14 protein-coding genes are annotated in these 17,425 nt (G+C 70.4%); 9 read left to right on the forward strand and 5 right to left on the reverse strand.

Annotation, left to right across the window (positions count from 1 at the left end):
• From K6I34_RS13355 to pgi, 7 genes are all read left to right on the forward strand, one after another.
• A partial coding sequence (locus K6I34_RS13355) for a M14 family metallopeptidase (protein WP_229325627.1) occupies window positions 1-2,882 on the forward strand: 2,882 nt, incomplete at its 5' end.
• A gap of 120 nt (window positions 2,883-3,002) precedes the next feature.
• Window positions 3,003-4,007 (forward strand): type I glyceraldehyde-3-phosphate dehydrogenase, encoded by a 1,005-nt coding sequence (gene gap, locus K6I34_RS13360; protein WP_229325629.1) that lies wholly within the window; start codon window positions 3,003-3,005, stop codon window positions 4,005-4,007.
• Between the two features lie 132 nt (window positions 4,008-4,139).
• Window positions 4,140-5,351, forward strand: coding sequence for a phosphoglycerate kinase (gene pgk, locus K6I34_RS13365; protein ID WP_229325631.1), 1,212 nt, complete (start codon window positions 4,140-4,142; stop codon window positions 5,349-5,351).
• Between the two features lie 6 nt (window positions 5,352-5,357).
• Window positions 5,358-6,134: a triose-phosphate isomerase gene (tpiA, locus tag K6I34_RS13370; RefSeq protein ID WP_229325633.1), complete on the forward strand. Its 777-nt coding sequence runs from the start codon at window positions 5,358-5,360 to the stop codon at window positions 6,132-6,134.
• 139 nt (window positions 6,135-6,273) lie between these two features.
• Window positions 6,274-6,504: a preprotein translocase subunit SecG gene (gene secG / locus K6I34_RS13375; RefSeq protein WP_183147250.1), complete on the forward strand. Its 231-nt coding sequence runs from the start codon at window positions 6,274-6,276 to the stop codon at window positions 6,502-6,504.
• A 185-nt stretch (window positions 6,505-6,689) separates the two neighbouring features.
• Entirely contained in the window at window positions 6,690-7,025 is a 336-nt protein-coding gene (locus K6I34_RS13380; protein ID WP_079110552.1) for an RNA polymerase-binding protein RbpA, read from the forward strand.
• Window positions 7,026-7,129: 104 nt separating this feature from the next.
• Entirely contained in the window at window positions 7,130-8,791 is a 1,662-nt protein-coding gene (gene pgi, locus K6I34_RS13385) for a glucose-6-phosphate isomerase (RefSeq protein ID WP_374230912.1), read from the forward strand.
• 151 nt (window positions 8,792-8,942) lie between these two features.
• Here pgi and pgl read toward each other — a convergent pair whose 3' ends face one another.
• The 5 genes from pgl to tkt are packed head-to-tail and all read right to left on the reverse strand — an operon-like array spanning window position 8,943 to window position 15,516.
• Window positions 8,943-9,725, reverse strand: a complete 783-nt coding sequence (gene pgl, locus K6I34_RS13390) for a 6-phosphogluconolactonase (protein ID WP_229325635.1) — start codon at window positions 9,723-9,725, stop codon at window positions 8,943-8,945.
• On the reverse strand, window positions 9,722-10,759 hold the full coding sequence (opcA, locus tag K6I34_RS13395) for a glucose-6-phosphate dehydrogenase assembly protein OpcA (RefSeq protein ID WP_229325638.1): 1,038 nt from the start codon (window positions 10,757-10,759) through the stop codon (window positions 9,722-9,724). Before opcA ends, pgl begins: the two co-directional genes overlap by 4 nt.
• Window positions 10,756-12,282: a glucose-6-phosphate dehydrogenase gene (zwf, locus tag K6I34_RS13400; protein WP_229325640.1), complete on the reverse strand. Its 1,527-nt coding sequence runs from the start codon at window positions 12,280-12,282 to the stop codon at window positions 10,756-10,758. The genes opcA and zwf overlap by 4 nt, the downstream gene beginning before the upstream one ends.
• Window position 12,283: 1 nt before the next feature.
• Entirely contained in the window at window positions 12,284-13,399 is a 1,116-nt protein-coding gene (tal, locus tag K6I34_RS13405; RefSeq protein ID WP_229325642.1) for a transaldolase, read from the reverse strand.
• A gap of 35 nt (window positions 13,400-13,434) precedes the next feature.
• Window positions 13,435-15,516 (reverse strand): transketolase, encoded by a 2,082-nt coding sequence (tkt, locus tag K6I34_RS13410; protein WP_229325644.1) that lies wholly within the window; start codon window positions 15,514-15,516, stop codon window positions 13,435-13,437.
• 445 nt (window positions 15,517-15,961) lie between these two features.
• Here tkt and K6I34_RS13415 point away from each other — a divergent pair, with 445 nt between their 5' ends.
• Together K6I34_RS13415 and K6I34_RS13420 are read left to right on the forward strand one after the other, a co-directional pair.
• Window positions 15,962-16,903, forward strand: a complete 942-nt coding sequence (locus K6I34_RS13415; protein WP_229325646.1) for a heme o synthase — start codon at window positions 15,962-15,964, stop codon at window positions 16,901-16,903.
• A 24-nt stretch (window positions 16,904-16,927) separates the two neighbouring features.
• Window positions 16,928-17,296 (forward strand): hypothetical protein, encoded by a 369-nt coding sequence (locus K6I34_RS13420; RefSeq protein WP_229325648.1) that lies wholly within the window; start codon window positions 16,928-16,930, stop codon window positions 17,294-17,296.
• The last annotated feature ends 129 nt before the right edge of the window (window positions 17,297-17,425 follow it).

Consider the following 17,425-nt stretch of genomic DNA (forward strand, 5'->3'; position numbering starts at 1 on the left):
CCGCGCAGCCCGCCCCGCCCGCCGCGGACGGCGGCCCGCTCTCCGTATGGACCGGCAAGGTCACCGCCGCGCAGCTGCCGCTGCTGCTCGCGGCGGGCGTCGACGGGCACGAGCTGGGCGCGCCGCCCGCCGCGGGCCGTGCCGCGCCCGTCGAGCTCGTCCTCACCGGGAAGCAGGCCGCCGGCCTGCGCGCCCGAGGCGTGGACCTCACCGAGAGGCGCGTTTCGAAGAAGACCCAGGAGCGGCTCAAGGCCGAGGGCGACCACGTCTTCCGCCCGTACGGCCCCAAGGGCGGCCTGGAGGAGGAGATCGTCAACACCGGCCGGGCGCACCCCGGCCTCACCAAGGTCGTCAACATCGGCAAGACGGTGCGCGGCCAGGACATCCTCGCCCTCAAGGTGAGCAAGGACGCCGAGAAGACCCGCGACGGCGCCAAGCCGTCCGTCCTCTACCTGTCCAACCAGCACGCCCGCGAGTGGATCACGCCCGAGATGACGCGGCGGCTGATGCACCACTACGTCAACGGCTACGGCAAGGACGAGCGGATCACCCGGCTGCTGGACCGCACCGAGCTGTGGTTCCTGCTCTCCGCCAACCCGGACGGCTACGACTACACCTTCCAGGGCCCGGACACCCGGCTGTGGCGCAAGAACCTGCGCGACAACAACGGCGACGGCAAGATCGGCCCCGGGGACGGCGTCGACCTCAACCGCAACTTCCCCTACAAGTGGGGCTACGACAACGAGGGCTCGTCCCCGCAGCCGGCCTCCGAGACCTACCGGGGGCCCTCGCCCGCCTCCGAGCCGGAGACCCGCGCGCTGGACGCCTTCGAGAAGCGCGTCCACTTCACGTTCGCCGTCAACTACCACTCCGCGGCCGAACTGCTGCTCTACGGCGTGGGCTGGCAGGTGGCCACGCCCACCCCGGACGACGTGCTCTACCGGGCCCTCGCGGGCACCCCGGACAAGCCCGCGATCCCCGGCTACCGGCCGCAGCTCTCCTCCGAGCTCTACACCACCAACGGCGAGGCCGACGGCCACGCGGCGAACGTCAACGGCACGATGATGTTCACCCCGGAGATGTCGACCTGCCAGACGGCCTCCAAGGCGGACACCAGCGGCCGCTGGAATCCGGACGACTGCCCTTCCTCCTTCAACTTCCCCGACGACAGGAAGCTGATCGAGCAGGAGTTCACCAAGAACCTCCCGTTCGCGCTGTCCGTCGCGGAGACCGCCGCCAACAGGGCGGGCGTCGACGTGCCCGTCTCCTCCGTCGGCATGAGCGCCCCGGACTTCACCCCGGACACCTTCACCACCTCCTACGCGCGCGGCGAGGAACAGGACGTCGCCGTCACCGCCCGCAGGAGCCTGCGCGACAAGCGCCTCAACTACCGTGTCAACGGCGGCCGTACGCACACCGAGCGGCTGGAGGCGTGGGAGGGCGGCAGGCGCTACGGCGGCCGCGACAACCTCCGCTTCGACCAGTACCGCGCCCAGGTCGAGGGCGCCGAGCCCGGCGACCGCGTCCAGGTGTGGTTCACCGGCCGTACGCGTGACGGCAAGCCCACCGCCGACGAGCCGTTCACCTACACCGTGGCCGAACGCCCCCGCGCCGACACCCTCGTGCTCGCCGACACGGGCGCCGCGGCATCCGCCCAGGACATCGCCGTCCACACCCGCGCCCTGGCCGCGAACGGGCACCGGGCCGCGGTCTGGGACGTCGCGAAGCAGGGCGCGCCCCACGCGCTCGGCGTGCTCCGCCACTTCCGTACGGTCGTGTGGTTCTCCGGCGCGAACCGGCCCGGCGGCGCCACCCTGCTGGCCGTACGCGACTTCGTCAACGAGGGCGGCAAGCTCGTCGCCGCCGGGCAGCAGGCGGGCGGCGGCGCACGCGTCGGACCCGCGGACACGAACGACTTCAGCCAGTATTACCTGGGTGCGAGTGGCCGGATCTCGCAGTCCCGGCCGTCCCGTTTCGAGGGGGCGGGCGCGCTCAAGGGCGTGTCCGCGGGCCTCGGTGACGCGCCCGGCGATCCGCTGACCGCCGCGGGCGTCTACGGCTCGATCTCCGACGAGCTGCCCCCGGCGTCCTTCCCCCAGTTCCGCAGCGCCGCGGCGGGCGACTACGCGGGGGTGCGGTCCCCCTTCCAGCCGTACACCGGGTCCTGGATGGCCGCGGCGAAACACCAGGACAACGCGTGGATGCGGCTCTCCCGCACCGTCGACCTCACCAAGGCGACCGCGGCCGACAAGCCCCGCCTGACGTTCTGGCTCAGCCACGACACCGAGCAGGGCTACGACAACGCCGTCCTGGAGGCGCACACCGTCGGCAAGGACGATTGGACGACCCTGCCCGACGCCAACGGCGGCACCACGGACAGCCCGCCGCTCGGCTGTGACGCGACTCTCAAAGCCCACCCCTTCCTTGCCCATTACGTGACCGTGCGTAGCGGGAGCTGTGTGGCGCAGGGCGGCACCGGCACCTGGCACGCCTTCACCGGCTCGTCCGGCGGCTGGCGGCAGGCGGCCTTCGACCTGAGCGCGTACGCGGGCGCCAAGGTGGAGCTCGCGATCTCCTACGTCACCGACCCGAACAGCGGTGGCCGGGGCGTTTTCGTCGACGACACCACCCTCACCGTCGGCGGCACCGCACAGCCCTCCGAGGGCTTCGAGACGTCCCTCGGCCCCTGGAGCGTCCCCGGACCACCCCCGGGCAGCCCCCGGAACGGCGGCGACTGGACGCGCTCGCAGGAGATCGCCCACTACTCGGCCGCGGTCACCACGCGTGACACCGCACTGCTGGGTTTCGGTCTCGAACACGTATCAAATGCGCCGACCCGCGCTCGTCTGCTCGGCAGTGTGTTGCACGCCATTGACAGGTGACGTCGGAGGGGTCCGCCAATGTCACGTCCCTCCGTTCTTGGAGGTAGGGTCAGTGGTGGTCGGGGACTTCCCATACAGCCGCCGGCGGACAGACCGGCACACCAACGAGGAGATCGGTTCGTGACGATCCGCGTAGGCATCAACGGCTTTGGCCGTATCGGTCGTAACTACTTCCGCGCGCTCCTGGAGCAGGGTGCGGACATCGAGATCGTCGGTGTCAACGACCTGACCGACAACGCCACCCTGGTGCACCTGCTGAAGTACGACTCGATCCTGGGCCGTCTGAACGCAGAGGTCAGCCACACCGACGACACGATCACCGTCGGTGACATGACCTTCAAGACGATGGCCGAGCGCGACCCGGCGAACCTGCCCTGGGGCGAGCTGGGTGCCGACATCGTCATCGAGTCCACCGGCATCTTCACCAAGCGCGAGGACGCGGCCAAGCACCTCGCCGCGGGCGCGAAGAAGGTCCTCATCTCGGCCCCGGCCAAGAACGAGGACATCACCATCGTGATGGGCGTCAACCAGGAGAAGTACGACGCGGCCAACCACCACGTCATCTCCAACGCCTCCTGCACCACCAACTGCGTGGCGCCGATGGCCAAGGTTCTCGACGAGAACTTCGGCATCGTCAAGGGCATGATGACGACGGTCCACGCGTACACCAACGACCAGCGCATCCTGGACTTCCCGCACAGCGACCTGCGCCGCGCCCGTGCCGCCGCGGAGAACATCATCCCGACCTCGACGGGTGCCGCCAAGGCCACCGCCCTGGTCCTCCCGCAGCTGAAGGGCAAGCTGGACGGCATCGCCATGCGCGTCCCGGTCCCGACCGGCTCGGTCACCGACCTCGTCCTGGAGCTCGACCGCGAGGTCACCAAGGAAGAGATCAACGCCGCCTTCCAGAAGGCCGCCGAGGGCGAGCTGAAGGGCATCCTCGAGTACACCGAGGACCCGATCGTCTCCTCCGACATCGTGAACTGGCCGGCCTCCTGCACCTTCGACTCGCAGCTGACGATGGTCCAGGGCAAGCAGGTCAAGGTCGTCGGCTGGTACGACAACGAGTGGGGCTACTCGAACCGCCTGGTCGACCTGACCGTCTTCGTCGGCGGCCAGCTCTGATCCGATGCCCCCGGCCGATACGGTCACAGGGCACTGCGATGTAGTAGGGGACGGGGCTCGTACGGCGCGAGGGAGCGTCGTACGAGCCCCGTCCCATGGCTTGACCGCTACGGAAGTCACCGGAGTCACTGCATGAAGACGATCGACGAGCTCGTCCAGGACGGCGTCGAAGGCAAGCGGGTCTTCGTCCGCGCCGACCTCAACGTGCCGCTGGACGGCACCACCATCACCGACGACGGCCGCATCCGCGCCGTCGCCCCGACGATCGCTAAGCTCGCCGCCGCGGGCGCCAAGGTGATCGTCGCCTCGCACCTGGGCCGCCCCAAGGGCGCCCCGGACCCCGCTTTCTCGCTGGCCCCCGTCGCGGTGCGGCTCGGCGAGCTCCTGGGCAGGAACGTCTCGTTCGCCACCGACACGGTCGGCGACAGCGCGAAGGCCACCGTCGCCGCACTGGCGAACGGCGAGGTCACGCTGCTGGAGAACCTCCGTTTCAACGCGGGCGAGACGAGCAAGGACGACGCGGAGCGCGGCGCCTTCGCCGACGCCCTCGCGGCCCTGGCCGACCTCTACGTCGGTGACGGCTTCGGCGCCGTGCACCGCAAGCACGCCTCGGTCTTCGACCTCCCGGCGCGCCTGCCGCACGCCGCGGGCGACCTGATCGCCACCGAGGTCGGCGTCCTGAAGAAGCTCACCGACGACGTCGCGCGCCCGTACGTGGTCGTCCTCGGCGGCGCCAAGGTCTCCGACAAGATCGGCGTCATCGACAACCTGCTGAAGAAGGCCGACAAGATCCTCATCGGCGGCGGCATGTCGTACACCTTCCTCGCGGCCAAGGGCCACGAGGTCGGCATCTCGCTGCTGCAGAAGGACCAGATCCCGACCTGCCTGGCGTACCTCGCCGAGGCCGAGAAGCGCGGCGTGGAGTTCGTCCTCCCCGTCGACGTGCTGGTCTCCGCCGACTTCCCGGATCTGAAGGGCAAGACCCCGGCCAACCCGGACCTCGTCGCCTCGGACGCCATCCCGGCGGACAAGGAGGGCCTGGACATCGGCCCGAAGACCCGCGAGCTCTACGCCGCGAAGCTCGCCGACGCGGGCACGGTCTTCTGGAACGGCCCGATGGGTGTCTTCGAGCACCCCGACTACGCGAACGGCACCAAGGCCGTCGCGCAGGCCCTGATCGACAGCCCCGCCTTCACCGTCGTCGGCGGCGGTGACTCGGCCGCCGCCGTGCGCCTGCTCGGCTTCGACGAGAACGCTTTCGGCCACATCTCGACCGGTGGCGGCGCCAGCCTCGAATACCTCGAGGGCAAGACGCTCCCCGGCCTCGCCGCACTGGAGGACTGAAACACCGTGAGTGCACGCACCCCGCTGATGGCGGGCAACTGGAAGATGAACCTCAACCACCTCGAGGCCATCGCGCACGTCCAGAAGCTCGCCTTCGCCCTCGCCGACAAGGACTACGAGGGCACCGAGGTCGCCGTCCTGGCGCCCTTCGTCGACCTGCGCTCGGTGCAGACCCTCGTCGACGGCGACAAGCTGAAGATCAAGTACGGTGCCCAGGACCTCTCGGCGTACGACTCCGGCGCGTACACCGGCGAGATCTCCGGCGCCATGCTGGCGAAGCTCAAGTGCACCTACGTGGCCGTCGGCCACTCCGAGCGCCGCCAGTACCACGCCGAGACCGACGAGGTCTGCAACACCAAGGTCAAGGCCGCCTTCCGGCACGGGATCACCCCGATCCTCTGCGTCGGCGAGGGCCTGGACGTCCGCAAGGCCGGCAACCAGGTCGCGCACACGCTCGCCCAGGTCGACGGCGGCCTCAAGGACGTCCCGGCCGAGCAGGCCGAGTCCGTCGTCATCGCCTACGAGCCCGTGTGGGCCATCGGCACCGGCGAGGTCGCCACGCCCGAGGACGCGCAGGAGGTCTGCGGCGCCATCCGCGGCCGCCTCGCCGAGCTGTACGGCCAGGAGCTGGCCGACAAGGTGCGCATCCAGTACGGCGGCTCCGTCAAGGGCGGCAACATCGCCGCGATCATGGCGCAGCCGGACGTCGACGGCGCGCTGGTCGGCGGTGCCTCGCTGGACGTGGACGAGTTCGTGAAGATCGTCCGCTTCCGCGACCAGTGAGCCGGGCAGCGAGCCGAGCGGTGAGCTGAGCTATGACGACGGGCGCTCCCCGTCGTACCCTGTCGGGGCCGGGACCGGCGCGTTCGCGCCACCCGGCCCCTAGCCGTCCACTTCCGAGAGAGTTGGTCCAACCGTGGTCATGGGGTTCTCGATCGCCCTCATCGTCTTCAGCCTGCTGATGATGATGCTGGTGCTCATGCACAAGGGGAAGGGCGGCGGCCTGTCCGACATGTTCGGCGGCGGCATGCAGTCCTCCGTGGGCGGCTCCTCGGTCGCCGAGCGGAACCTCGACCGGATCACCGTGGTGGTCGGTCTGCTGTGGTTCGCGTGCATCGTCGTGCTCGGCCTGCTGATGAAGCTCGATAGCTGACGCACCGTCGCCGACGCGGCCTATCATTGAGGTCGCGTCCTTTGCGGCCGGGCGGTAACTCCTGCCACTGGACGCGCGTTGGGCCTTACGTAGACTGGGGCGCCCGCAGCGGAGGCGTTGACGCGACCCCGCGGCGCAGCCGCTATTTGGCACCGTGCAGCACCATCACGCAGGGAGTTACGACCGTGGCAAGTGGCAACGCGATCCGAGGAAGCCGGGTCGGGGCGGGGCCGATGGGAGAAGCCGAGCGCGGCGAGTCCGCGCCGCGTCTCCGCATCTCCTTCTGGTGCTCGAACGGGCACGAGACGCAGCCGAGCTTCGCCAGCGACGCACAGGTGCCGGACACCTGGGACTGTCCGCGCTGCGGCTTCCCCGCAGGCCAGGACCGGGACAGCCCGCCCGACCCGCCGCGCACCGAGCCCTACAAGACCCACCTGGCCTACGTCCGGGAGCGGCGCAGCGACGCGGACGGCGAGGCCATCCTCGCCGAGGCCCTCGCGAAGCTCCGCGGCGAGATCTGACAGGAACGGCACCCCTCGTGGGTGCCGTTTCGTGTTGCGCCTGAACCGTCCGCAGATCAATTAGGTTGGAGGACGGCGGGGCAGTTACGACAACGAATGGGCTGATGTCCGAGATGAACGCAGAGGGCCGCACCAGGCTGGACCGGACGCCGGAATGGAACGCACTGGCCAAGCACCGGGAAGAGCTCGGGGAGGTGCACCTGCGGCAGCTCTTCGCGGACGACCCCCGGCGCGCGGAGCGCTATACGCTCCAGGTGGGTGATCTGCACCTGGACTACTCCAAGCACCTGGTCACGGACGAGACGCTGCGCCTGCTGCGCGAGCTGGCCGCGGCGACCGACGTGGCGGGGCTGCGGGACGCGATGTTCCGCGGCGAGAAGATCAACACCACCGAGGGCCGCGCCGTGCTGCACACCGCGCTGCGCGCCCCGGAGTCCACGGTCGTCAAGGTCGACGGCGAGAACGTCGTCCCGGCCGTGCACGCCGTGCTGCGCAAGATGCAGGTCTTCAGCGACCGGGTGCGCTCGGGCGACTGGAAGGGCCACACCGGCAAGCGCATCCGGAATGTCGTCAACATCGGCATCGGCGGCTCCGACCTCGGTCCGGCGATGGCGTACGAGGCGCTGCGCTCCTTCACCGCCCGCGACATGACGTTCCGTTTCGTGTCGAACGTGGACGGCGCGGACCTGCACGAGGCCGTGCGGGACCTGGACGCCGCCGAGACGCTGTTCATCGTCGCCTCCAAGACCTTCACCACCATCGAGACCGTCACCAACGCCACCTCGGCGCGGAACTGGCTGCTGACCGAGCTGCGCGCGGGCGAGGAGGCGGTGGCCAAGCACTTCGTGGCGCTGTCGACGAACGAGGAGAAGGTCGCCGAGTTCGGCATCGACCCGACCAACATGTTCGAGTTCTGGGACTGGGTCGGCGGGCGCTACTCGTACGACTCCGCCATCGGGCTCTCCCTGATGCTCGCGATCGGCCCGGACCACTTCCGCGAGATGCTGGCCGGTTTCCACCTGGTCGACGAGCACTTCCGGTGCACGCCGCCCGAGGAGAACGTGCCGCTGCTGCTGGGCCTGCTCGGCGTCTGGTACGGCAATTTCCACGGTGCCCAGTCGCACGCGGTGCTGCCCTACAGCCACTACCTGTCGAAGTTCGCGGCGTATCTGCAGCAGCTGGACATGGAGTCCAACGGCAAGTCCGTGGACCGCGACGGCCGTGCGGTGGACTGGCAGACGGGTCCGGTGGTGTGGGGCACGCCGGGTACGAACGGTCAGCACGCGTACTACCAGCTGATCCACCAGGGCACGAAGCTGATCCCCGTGGACTTCATCGGCTTCGCCCGTCCGGTGGAGGACCTGGCGCCGGGTCTGGTCGCCCAGCACGACCTGCTGATGGCCAACCTCTTCGCCCAGGGACAGGCGCTCGCCTTCGGCAAGACGGCCGAGGAGGTCGCGGCGGAGGGCGTCCCGGCGGAGCTCGTCCCCCACAAGACGTTCCGTGGCAACCACCCGACGACGACGATCCTCGCGAGCGAGCTGACTCCGTCGGTGCTGGGGCAGCTGATCGCTCTGTACGAGCACAAGGTGTTCGTACAGGGGGCGATCTGGAACATCGACTCCTTCGACCAGTGGGGTGTGGAGCTGGGGAAGGTGCTGGCGAAGCGGGTCGAGCCTGCGCTCACCGCAGGCTCGGAGGTGGCCGGGCTCGACGCGTCGACGGCATCCTTGGTCGCCCGCTACCGCGAGTTGCGCGGTCGCTGACGCGGTTGCGCCTACCGGGGTGCCTCTTGCGCTCCGTGTGCGTCCGCTGGTCCGTCGTGGCTGGTCGCGCAGTTCCCCGCGCCCCTGACGGGGTGCCACTCATGCGGATGGCCCGCCCCCGGAGGGGGCGGGCCATCCGCATGAGGAAGCGTCAGGGCGACGCCGGGGGATACAACTCCCGCGGCAAGCCCGCGGCAGCGCCCGCGTCCAGGAGCCAGAGCGTGCGGCGGGAGCCGTACGCTCCCGCTGCCGGGGCCTGGATTTCGCCGGCGCCCGAGAGAGCCATGCCGACGGCCGCGGCCTTGTCCTCGCCCGCGGCCAGCAGCCATACCTCGCGGGCGGCGCGGATCGCGGGGAGGGTCAGGGAGACCCGGGTCGGCGGCGGCTTCGGCGCGCCGTGCACGCCGATGACGGTGCGTTCGGTCTCCCGTACGCCCGGCAGCTCGGGGAACAGCGACGCGACGTGCGTGTCCGGGCCGACGCCCAGCAGCAGGACGTCGAAGCACGGCACGGGGCCATGGTCCTCGGGCCGCGCGGCCGCCGCGAGTTCGGCCGCGTAGGCCTCCGCCGCGGCGTCCGCGTCGTTGCCGTACGCGGTCCCGGCCGCGGGCATCGGGTGCACCCGGGCCGGGTCCAGCGGCACGGCGTCCAGCAGTGCCTCGCGCGCCTGTGTCACGTTGCGCTCGGGGTCGCCCTCCGGCAGGAACCGCTCGTCGCCCCACCACAGGTCCAGGCGGGACCAGTCCACCGCGTCCCGCGCGGGCGCCGCGGCGAGGGCCGCGAGCAGCCCGTTGCCGTTGCGCCCGCCCGTGAGGACGACGGAGGCGGAGCCCCGCGCGGCCTGGGCGTCCACGATCTTCGTGATCAGCCGGGCCGCCGCGGCCTGCGCCATCAGCTCCTTGTCCCGGTGGACGACGATCTGCGGAGCGCTCACTTGCCCGCCGCCTTCTTGCCGCTCGGCTTCTTGGCGGGGGCAGCGGGAGCCACGTCCTCAGCCTGCTGCTGCGGCTCCGCCGCCACGGGCTTCGCCGGAGCGGCCTCGGCCTTGCCGAGCCGGTCCACGCCGTACTTGAGCGCGGACTCGTAGATGACGTCCGGGTCGAGGCGGCGCAGTTCCTCGGCGAGGAGCTCGGAGGTGTCGCGTCGCTGGAGTGCGACGGAGCGGTCGGGCTGGCCGGGCATGCACAGGGTGGCCAGGGAGCCGTTGGGGCGGTCCAGGACGATGGGGCCGTTGCCGGTCTCCAGGCGTACGGCCGTGAGGCCCGGGCCGTCGGAGACGGTGCGCTTGACGGGGATGCCGAGGCGGTCGGCGAGCCACATCGCGAGGAGTTCGCTGCTGGGGTTGTAGCCCTCGCCCGTCACCTCGGCGGAGCGGATGTCGCCGTGCTGCTGGTCGAGTGCGGCCGCGAGCATGGAGCGCCAGGGCGTGACGCGGGTCCAGGCGAGGTCGGTGTCGCCCGGGGCGTAGTGCGCTGCGCGGGAGGTGAGTTCGGCGAGGGGGTCCTCGGCGGAGTACGCGTCGGTGACGCGGCGCTGGCCGAGCGCGCCCAGGGGGTCCTTCTCCGGGCTGGCCGGGGAGCCGACCGGCCACCAGACGACCACGGGGGCGTCGGGCAGCAGGAGCGGCAGGACGACCGACTGGGCGTGGTCGATCACGTCGCCGTACAGGCGCAGGACGACGGTCTCGCCCGCACCGGCGGAGGTGCCGACGCGGACCTCGGCGTCGAGGCGGGCGCCGGCGCGCTCGCGCGGGGAGCGGCTGACGCGCTTGATGACGACGAGCTTGCGCGAGGGGTGCTCGCGGGAGGCCTCGTTGGCCGCCTTGAGCGCGTCGTAGGCGTGCTCCTCGTCGGTGACGATGACCAGCGTGAGGACCATGCCGATGGTGGGGGTGCCGATCGCGCGGCGCCCCTGGACCAGGGCATTGTTGATCTTGCTGGCCGTGGTGTCCGTAAGGTCGATCTTCATGGCCGGCGCCAGCTCCGTCCGTCTCGTGCCAGCATCTCGTCCGCCTCGACCGGGCCCCAGGTGCCGGCCGGGTACTGCGCGGGCGTGCCGTGCTTGTCCCAGTACTGCTCGATCGGGTCGAGGATCTCCCAGGAGAGCTCGACCTCCTTCAGGCGCGGGAAGAGGTTGGACTCGCCGAGCAGGACGTCGAGGATGAGCCGCTCGTACGCCTCGGGGCTGGACTCGGTGAAGGACTCGCCGTAGGCGAAGTCCATCGAGACGTCCCGGACCTCCATGGAGGTGCCCGGTACCTTCGAGCCGAACCGCATGGTGACGCCCTCGTCCGGCTGCACCCGGATGACCAGGGCGTTCTGCCCGAGCTCCTCGGTGGCGGTGTGGTCGAAGGGCGAGTGCGGGGCGCGCTGGAAGACGACCGCGATCTCGGTGACGCGGCGGCCGAGCCGCTTGCCGGTGCGCAGGTAGAAGGGGACGCCCGCCCAGCGGCGGTTGTCGATCTCCAGCTTGACCGCGGCGTAGGTGTCGGTCTTCGACTTGGGGTCGATGCCGTCCTCCTCGAGGTAGCCGACGACCTCCTCGCCGCCCTGCCAGCCGTGCGCGTACTGGCCGCGGACGGTCTCCCTGCCGAGGTCCTTGGGCAGCCGGACGGCGCCGAGGACCTTGGTCTTCTCCGCCGCGACGGCGTCCGCGTCGAAGGAGGCGGGCTCCTCCATCGCGGTCAGCGCGAGCAGCTGGAGCAGGTGGTTCTGGATGACGTCACGGGCGGCGCCGATGCCGTCGTAGTAGCCCGCGCGGCCGCCGATGCCGATGTCCTCGGCCATGGTGATCTGCACGTGGTCGACGTAGGACCGGTTCCAGATCGGCTCGAAGAGGGTGTTGGCGAAGCGGAGCGCCAGGATGTTCTGGACGGTCTCCTTGCCCAGGTAGTGGTCGATACGGAAGACCTCGTTGGGCGGGAAGACCTCGTGGACGACCTGGTTGAGCTCCTGAGCGCTCTTCAGGTCGTGACCGAAGGGCTTCTCGATGACGGCACGCCGCCACGCGCCCTCGCGCTGGTCGGCCAGCCCGTGCTTCTTCAGCTGCTGGACGACCTTGGGGAAGAACTTCGGCGGGACCGACAGGTAGAAGGCGAAGTTGCCGCCCGTGCCCTGCTGCTGGTCGAGCTCCTCGATGGTGGTCTTGAGGGTCTCGAACGCCACGTCGTCGTCGAAGTCGCCCTGCACGAACCGGCAGCCCTGCACCAGCTGCTGCCAGACCTCCTCACGGAAGGGCGTGCGCGCGTGCTCCTTGACGGCGTCGTGCACGATCTGGGCGAAGTCCTCGTCCTCCCAGTCGCGGCGGGCGAAACCGATCAGCGAGAAGCCCGGCGGCAGCAGGCCGCGGTTCGCGAGGTCGTAGACCGCGGGCATCAGCTTTTTCCTGGACAAATCGCCCGTGACGCCAAAGATGACCAGGCCCGACGGCCCCGCGATACGCGGGAGCCGTCGGTCCTGAGCGTCACGCAGCGGGTTGCTGCTCGCGCTCAATTCACGCCTCCGGGGCGAGGCGCTTGAGCTCCGCCTCGGTGGACTTGAGCAGGTCGTTCCACGACTGCTCGAACTTGTCGACGCCCTCGTCCTCCAGCAGCTGGACGACCTCGTCGTAGGAGATCCCCAGCTTGGCGACGGCGTCGAGCTCGGCCTTGGCCTGCTCGTAGGTGCCGCGCACCGTGTCACCGGTGATCCGACCGTGGTCGGCGGTGGCCTCCAGGGTGGCCTCCGGCATGGTGTTCACCGTGTTCGGGGCGACCAGGTCGTCCACGTACAGGGTGTCCTTGTACGCCGGGTCCTTGACGCCGGTCGAGGCCCACAGCGGACGCTGCTTGTTGGCGCCCAGCTTCTCCAGGGCCAGCCAGCGGTCCGAGGAGAAGACCTCCTCGTAGGCCTGGTAGGCCAGGCGGGCGTTGGCCAGGGCGGCCTTGCCGCGCAGGGCCTTGGCCTCGTCGGTGCCCAGGGCGTCCAGGCGCTTGTCGATCTCGGTGTCCACGCGGGACACGAAGAAGGACGCGACCGAGTGGATCAGGGACAGGTCCAGGCCCGCGGCCTTGGCCTTCTCCAGACCGGTCACGTAAGCGTCCATGACGGCGCGGTAGCGCTCCAGCGAGAAGATCAGCGTGACGTTGACGCTGATGCCCTTGCCGATCACCTCGGCGATAGCCGGGAGGCCCGCCTTGGTCGCCGGGATCTTGATCAGGGTGTTGGGGCGGTCCACCAGCCAGGCCAGCTGCTTGGCCTCGGCGACGGTCGCCACGGTGTCGTGCGCCAGGCGGGGGTCGACCTCGATGGAGACCCGGCCGTCCTGGCCGTCGGTGCGGTCGAAGACCGGGCGCAGGATGTCGGCGGCGTCACGGACGTCCGCCGTGGTGATCATGCGGATGGCCTCGTCGACGGTGACCTTGCGGGCCGCGAGGTCGGTGAGCTGCTGCTCGTAGCCCTCGCCGCCGGAGATCGCCTTCTGGAAGATCGACGGGTTGGTCGTGACACCCACGACGTGGCTCTCGTCGATCAGCTCGGCCAGATTGCCGGACGTGATGCGCTTGCGGGACAGATCGTCCAGCCAGATCGCGACGCCTTCTTCGGAGAGGCGCTTGAGTGCGTCTGTCATCGGTATTGCATCTCCTACGGATAGATAAGGGGGCGTCAGCGGCGGGCGGCGGCCGCGACCGACTCGCGGGCGGCCTCGACGACGGCCTCGCCGGTCAGGCCGAACTCGCGGTAGAGGACCTTGTAGTCGGCGGAGGCGCCGAAGTGCTCCAGCGAGACGATCCGGCCGGCGTCGCCGACGTAGCGGTGCCAGGTCAGGCCGATGCCCGCCTCGACGGCCACGCGCGCCTTGACGTCCGGCAGCAGGACGCCGTCGCGGTACGCCTGGTCCTGCTCCTCGAACCACTCGACGGAGGGCATGGAGACCACGCGGGTCGGGATGCCCTCGGCCTGGAGCACGTCACGGGCCTCGACGGCCAGCTGGACCTCGGAGCCGGTGCCGATCAGGATCACCTGCGGACGGCCGCCCTCGGCCTCGAACAGGACGTAGCCCCCCTTGGCGGCGCCCTCGTTGGCCTCGTACGTCGGCACGTTCTGGCGGGTCAGGGCCAGGCCGTGCGGCGCGGGCTTCGCGGTGTGGCGCTTCATGATCTCGCGCCAGGCGATCGCCGTCTCGTTGGCGTCGGCCGGGCGGACCATGTTCAGGCCCGGGATGGCGCGCAGCGCGGCCATGTGCTCGACCGGCTGGTGGGTCGGGCCGTCCTCGCCGAGGCCGATGGAGTCGTGCGTCCACACGTAGGTGACCGGCAGCTTCATCAGCGCGGCCAGGCGCACGGCCGGGCGCATGTAGTCGGAGAACACCAGGAAGGTGCCGCCGTAGACGCGGGTGTTGCCGTGCAGCGCGATGCCGTTCATGGTCGAACCCATGGCGTGCTCGCGGATGCCGAAGTGGACCGTGCGGCCGTACGGGTTCGCTTCGGGGAGCGGGTTGCCCTCCGGGAGGAACGACGAGGACGCGTCGATCGTGGTGTTGTTCGAGCCGGCGAGGTCGGCGGAGCCGCCCCACAGCTCGGGGACCACGCCGCCCAGCGCCTTGAGGACCTCGCCCGACGCCTTGCGGGTCGCGACGTCCTTGCCCGCCGGGAAGACCGGGACCGCGTGCTCCCAGCCGTCGGGCAGCTCGCCCGCGGTGATGCGGTCCAGCTCGGCGGCGCGCTCCGGGTTGGCCGAACGCCACTCCTGGAGCTGCTTGTCCCAGGTCGCGTGGGCCTCGCGGCCGCGGTCGACGACCGTGCGGACGTGCGCGAAGACCTCGTCCTCGACCTGGAAGTGCTGCTCGGGGTCGAAGCCCAGGACGCGCTTGGTCGCGGCGACCTCGGCCTCGCCCAGCGCCGAGCCGTGCGACGCCTCGGTGTTCTGGGCGTTCGGGGCCGGCCAGGCGATGATCGTGCGCGCGGCGATGATCGAGGGGCGCTCGGTCTCCTCCTGCGCGGCCTTCAGCGCCGCGTACAGGGCCTGGATGTCGAAGTCGCCGTTCTCGGCCTGCTCGATGCGCTGGACGTGCCAGCCGTAGGCCTCGTAGCGCTTGAGGACGTCTTCGGAGAAGGCGGTCTCGGTGTCGCCCTCGATCGAGATGTGGTTGTCGTCGTAGAGCGCGACGATGTTGCCGAGCTTCTGGTGGCCGGCCAGCGAGGACGCCTCGGCGGAGATGCCCTCCTCCAGGTCGCCGTCGGAGACGATCGCCCAGATGGTGTGGTCGAACGGCGAGGCGCCCTTCGGGGCCTGGGGGTCGAACAGGCCGCGCTCGTAGCGGGCGGCCATCGCCATGCCCACCGCGTTGGCGATGCCCTGGCCCAGCGGACCGGTGGTGGTCTCCACGCCGCGGGTGTGGCCGTGCTCCGGGTGGCCCGGGGTCTTGCTGTCCCAGGTGCGGAACGCCTTCAGGTCCGCCAGCTCCAGGCCGTAGCCGGCCATGAAGAGCTGGACGTAGAGCGTCAGGCTGGTGTGACCGGGGGAGAGGACGAAACGGTCGCGGCCCAGCCAGGCGGCGTCGTTCGGGTCGTGCCGCATCAGCTTCTGGAAGAGCAGATAGGCGGCGGGCGCGAGGCTCATGGCCGTGCCCGGATGGCCGTTGCCGACCTTTTGCACGGAGTCCATGGCCAGGACGCGGGCGGTATCGACAGCCCGCTGGTCCAGTTCGGTCCACTCGAGGTCTGTTGTGGTCGGCTTGGTGCTCACCCTCGGATCAGGGCTCCTCTCCACATGTTTCATCTGCCGGGGGCGGTATGTTCCGCCACGACGCGGCGCTGTCGAGCCTACCCCGCAGGGGCGTGCGCCTTTTCGGCACGCAGCCGGTGGCCCGACCTTCCGGGCAACCCCTTCCGGGCGGCGGCAATTCCCGCCGCGGCACTGCGGCCATGACTCCAGCCTGCCGGGACGGGCGCCGGGGCGCCTCCCGAACGCGGCCACCGTGTCAGGTTCCCGGCGTGCCCGGGCCACCGTCCCGGTGCGCCCGGACGGATGCCGCCCGCCCGCGGATCGGGTGTCCTACGGCCCCAACACGAGCCCACCCCGGCGAAGGCCGGGGTACCCCCTGCGTCTAGAGTGGCGTGGTAAGCGCAAGCCTCGAACGGGTCGATCCTGCCCCCGAGTGCTTGCTGACCTTATTTCTGTAGGGGTGTGCGTGACGGCCGTCGAATCCCGTCCTGCGGGGGTACTCGCCGAGGCCCCCGGTCACCGGCCGTTCGGGGCCCGTGCCAAGGCGTTCGTGGCGCTGACCAAGCCGCGGATCATCGAGCTGCTGCTGATGACGACCGTGCCGGTGATGTTCCTCGCCGCCCAGGGCGTGCCCGACCTGTGGCTGGTCCTGGCCACGTGCCTCGGTGGTTACCTGTCCGCCGGCGGTGCCAACGCGTACAACATGTACATCGACCGGGACATCGACGCGCTGATGGACCGCACGGCCCAGCGCCCCCTGGTCACCGGGATGGTCTCGCCGAAGGAGTGCCTGGCCTTCGCCACGGCCCTCACCGTCGGCTCCACCGCGTGGTTCTGGGTCCTGGTCAACCCGCTGTCGGCGATGCTGGCGCTCGGGGCCAACGCCTTCTACGTGCTCGTCTACACGATGCTGCTCAAGCGCCGCACCGCGCAGAACATCGTCTGGGGCGGCATCGCGGGCTGCCTGCCGGTCCTCATCGGCTGGTCCGCCGTCACGAACTCGGTCTCCTGGGCCGCGCTCGTCCTCTTCCTGGTCATGTTCTTCTGGACGCCGCCGCACTACTGGCCGCTGTCCATGAAGGTCAAGGACGACTACGAGCGCGTGGGCGTCCCCATGCTGCCGGTCGTCGCGGGCAACCGGGCGGTCGCCCGTCAGATCGTCCTCTACAGCTGGGTGATGGTCGCCGTCTCGCTCACGCTCCAGCCCCTCGGCTACACCGGCTGGTTCTACACGATCGCGGCCGCCGTGCTCGGCGCCATGTGGCTCAAGGAGGCGCACGCGCTCCAGGGCCGCGCCAAGGCCGGGATCACCGGGGCGAAGCTCAAGGAGATGCGCCTCTTCCACTGGTCGATCACCTATGTGTCGCTGCTCTTCGCGGCCGTCGCCATCGATCCCTTCCTTCGTTAATTACTGATCGGTAGCATCCTGCGTATGGCAGACGACACCACCACGCAGGCGGCAGACACCGCACTCGAGAGCCGGGCCGCCCGCAGGGCCGCCCGGCTCGCCCGTCAGATCACCGCCTTCGCCCAGGAGCACGGGGGCGGCGCCGAGGGCCAGCTGGCGCACATCGCCCGCGGCACCGTCCGGATCGCCCTCGTCGGCACGAACGGCGAGTGGGGCAACCTCGTGGCCCCCTCCATGGAGATCGCGCGCAAGGCCGCCGAGCTCGCGGGCCTCACCCTCCACGACGACTTCGACGGCGAGCTGGCCGCCAAGGTGCGCACCGGCCCGTACGAGTGGTCGCGCATGGCGGGCATGCAGGTCGGCGGCCCGGCCAACCCCGCCGCCGCGGCGTGACCGGATCCACCACCGTCGTGGTGCCGTCAAGCGCCGTCGGCAATAACTGACGGCCCCTGTCACCCGTTAGACCCGCCGGGAGCGGCCGCCACGGCGTGCCGCGCCCGGGGGTGGGGTACGGCACGAGGG

It is taken from the genome of Streptomyces sp. UNOC14_S4 (genome assembly GCF_020740835.1).
GTDB lineage: Bacteria > Actinomycetota > Actinomycetes > Streptomycetales > Streptomycetaceae > Streptomyces.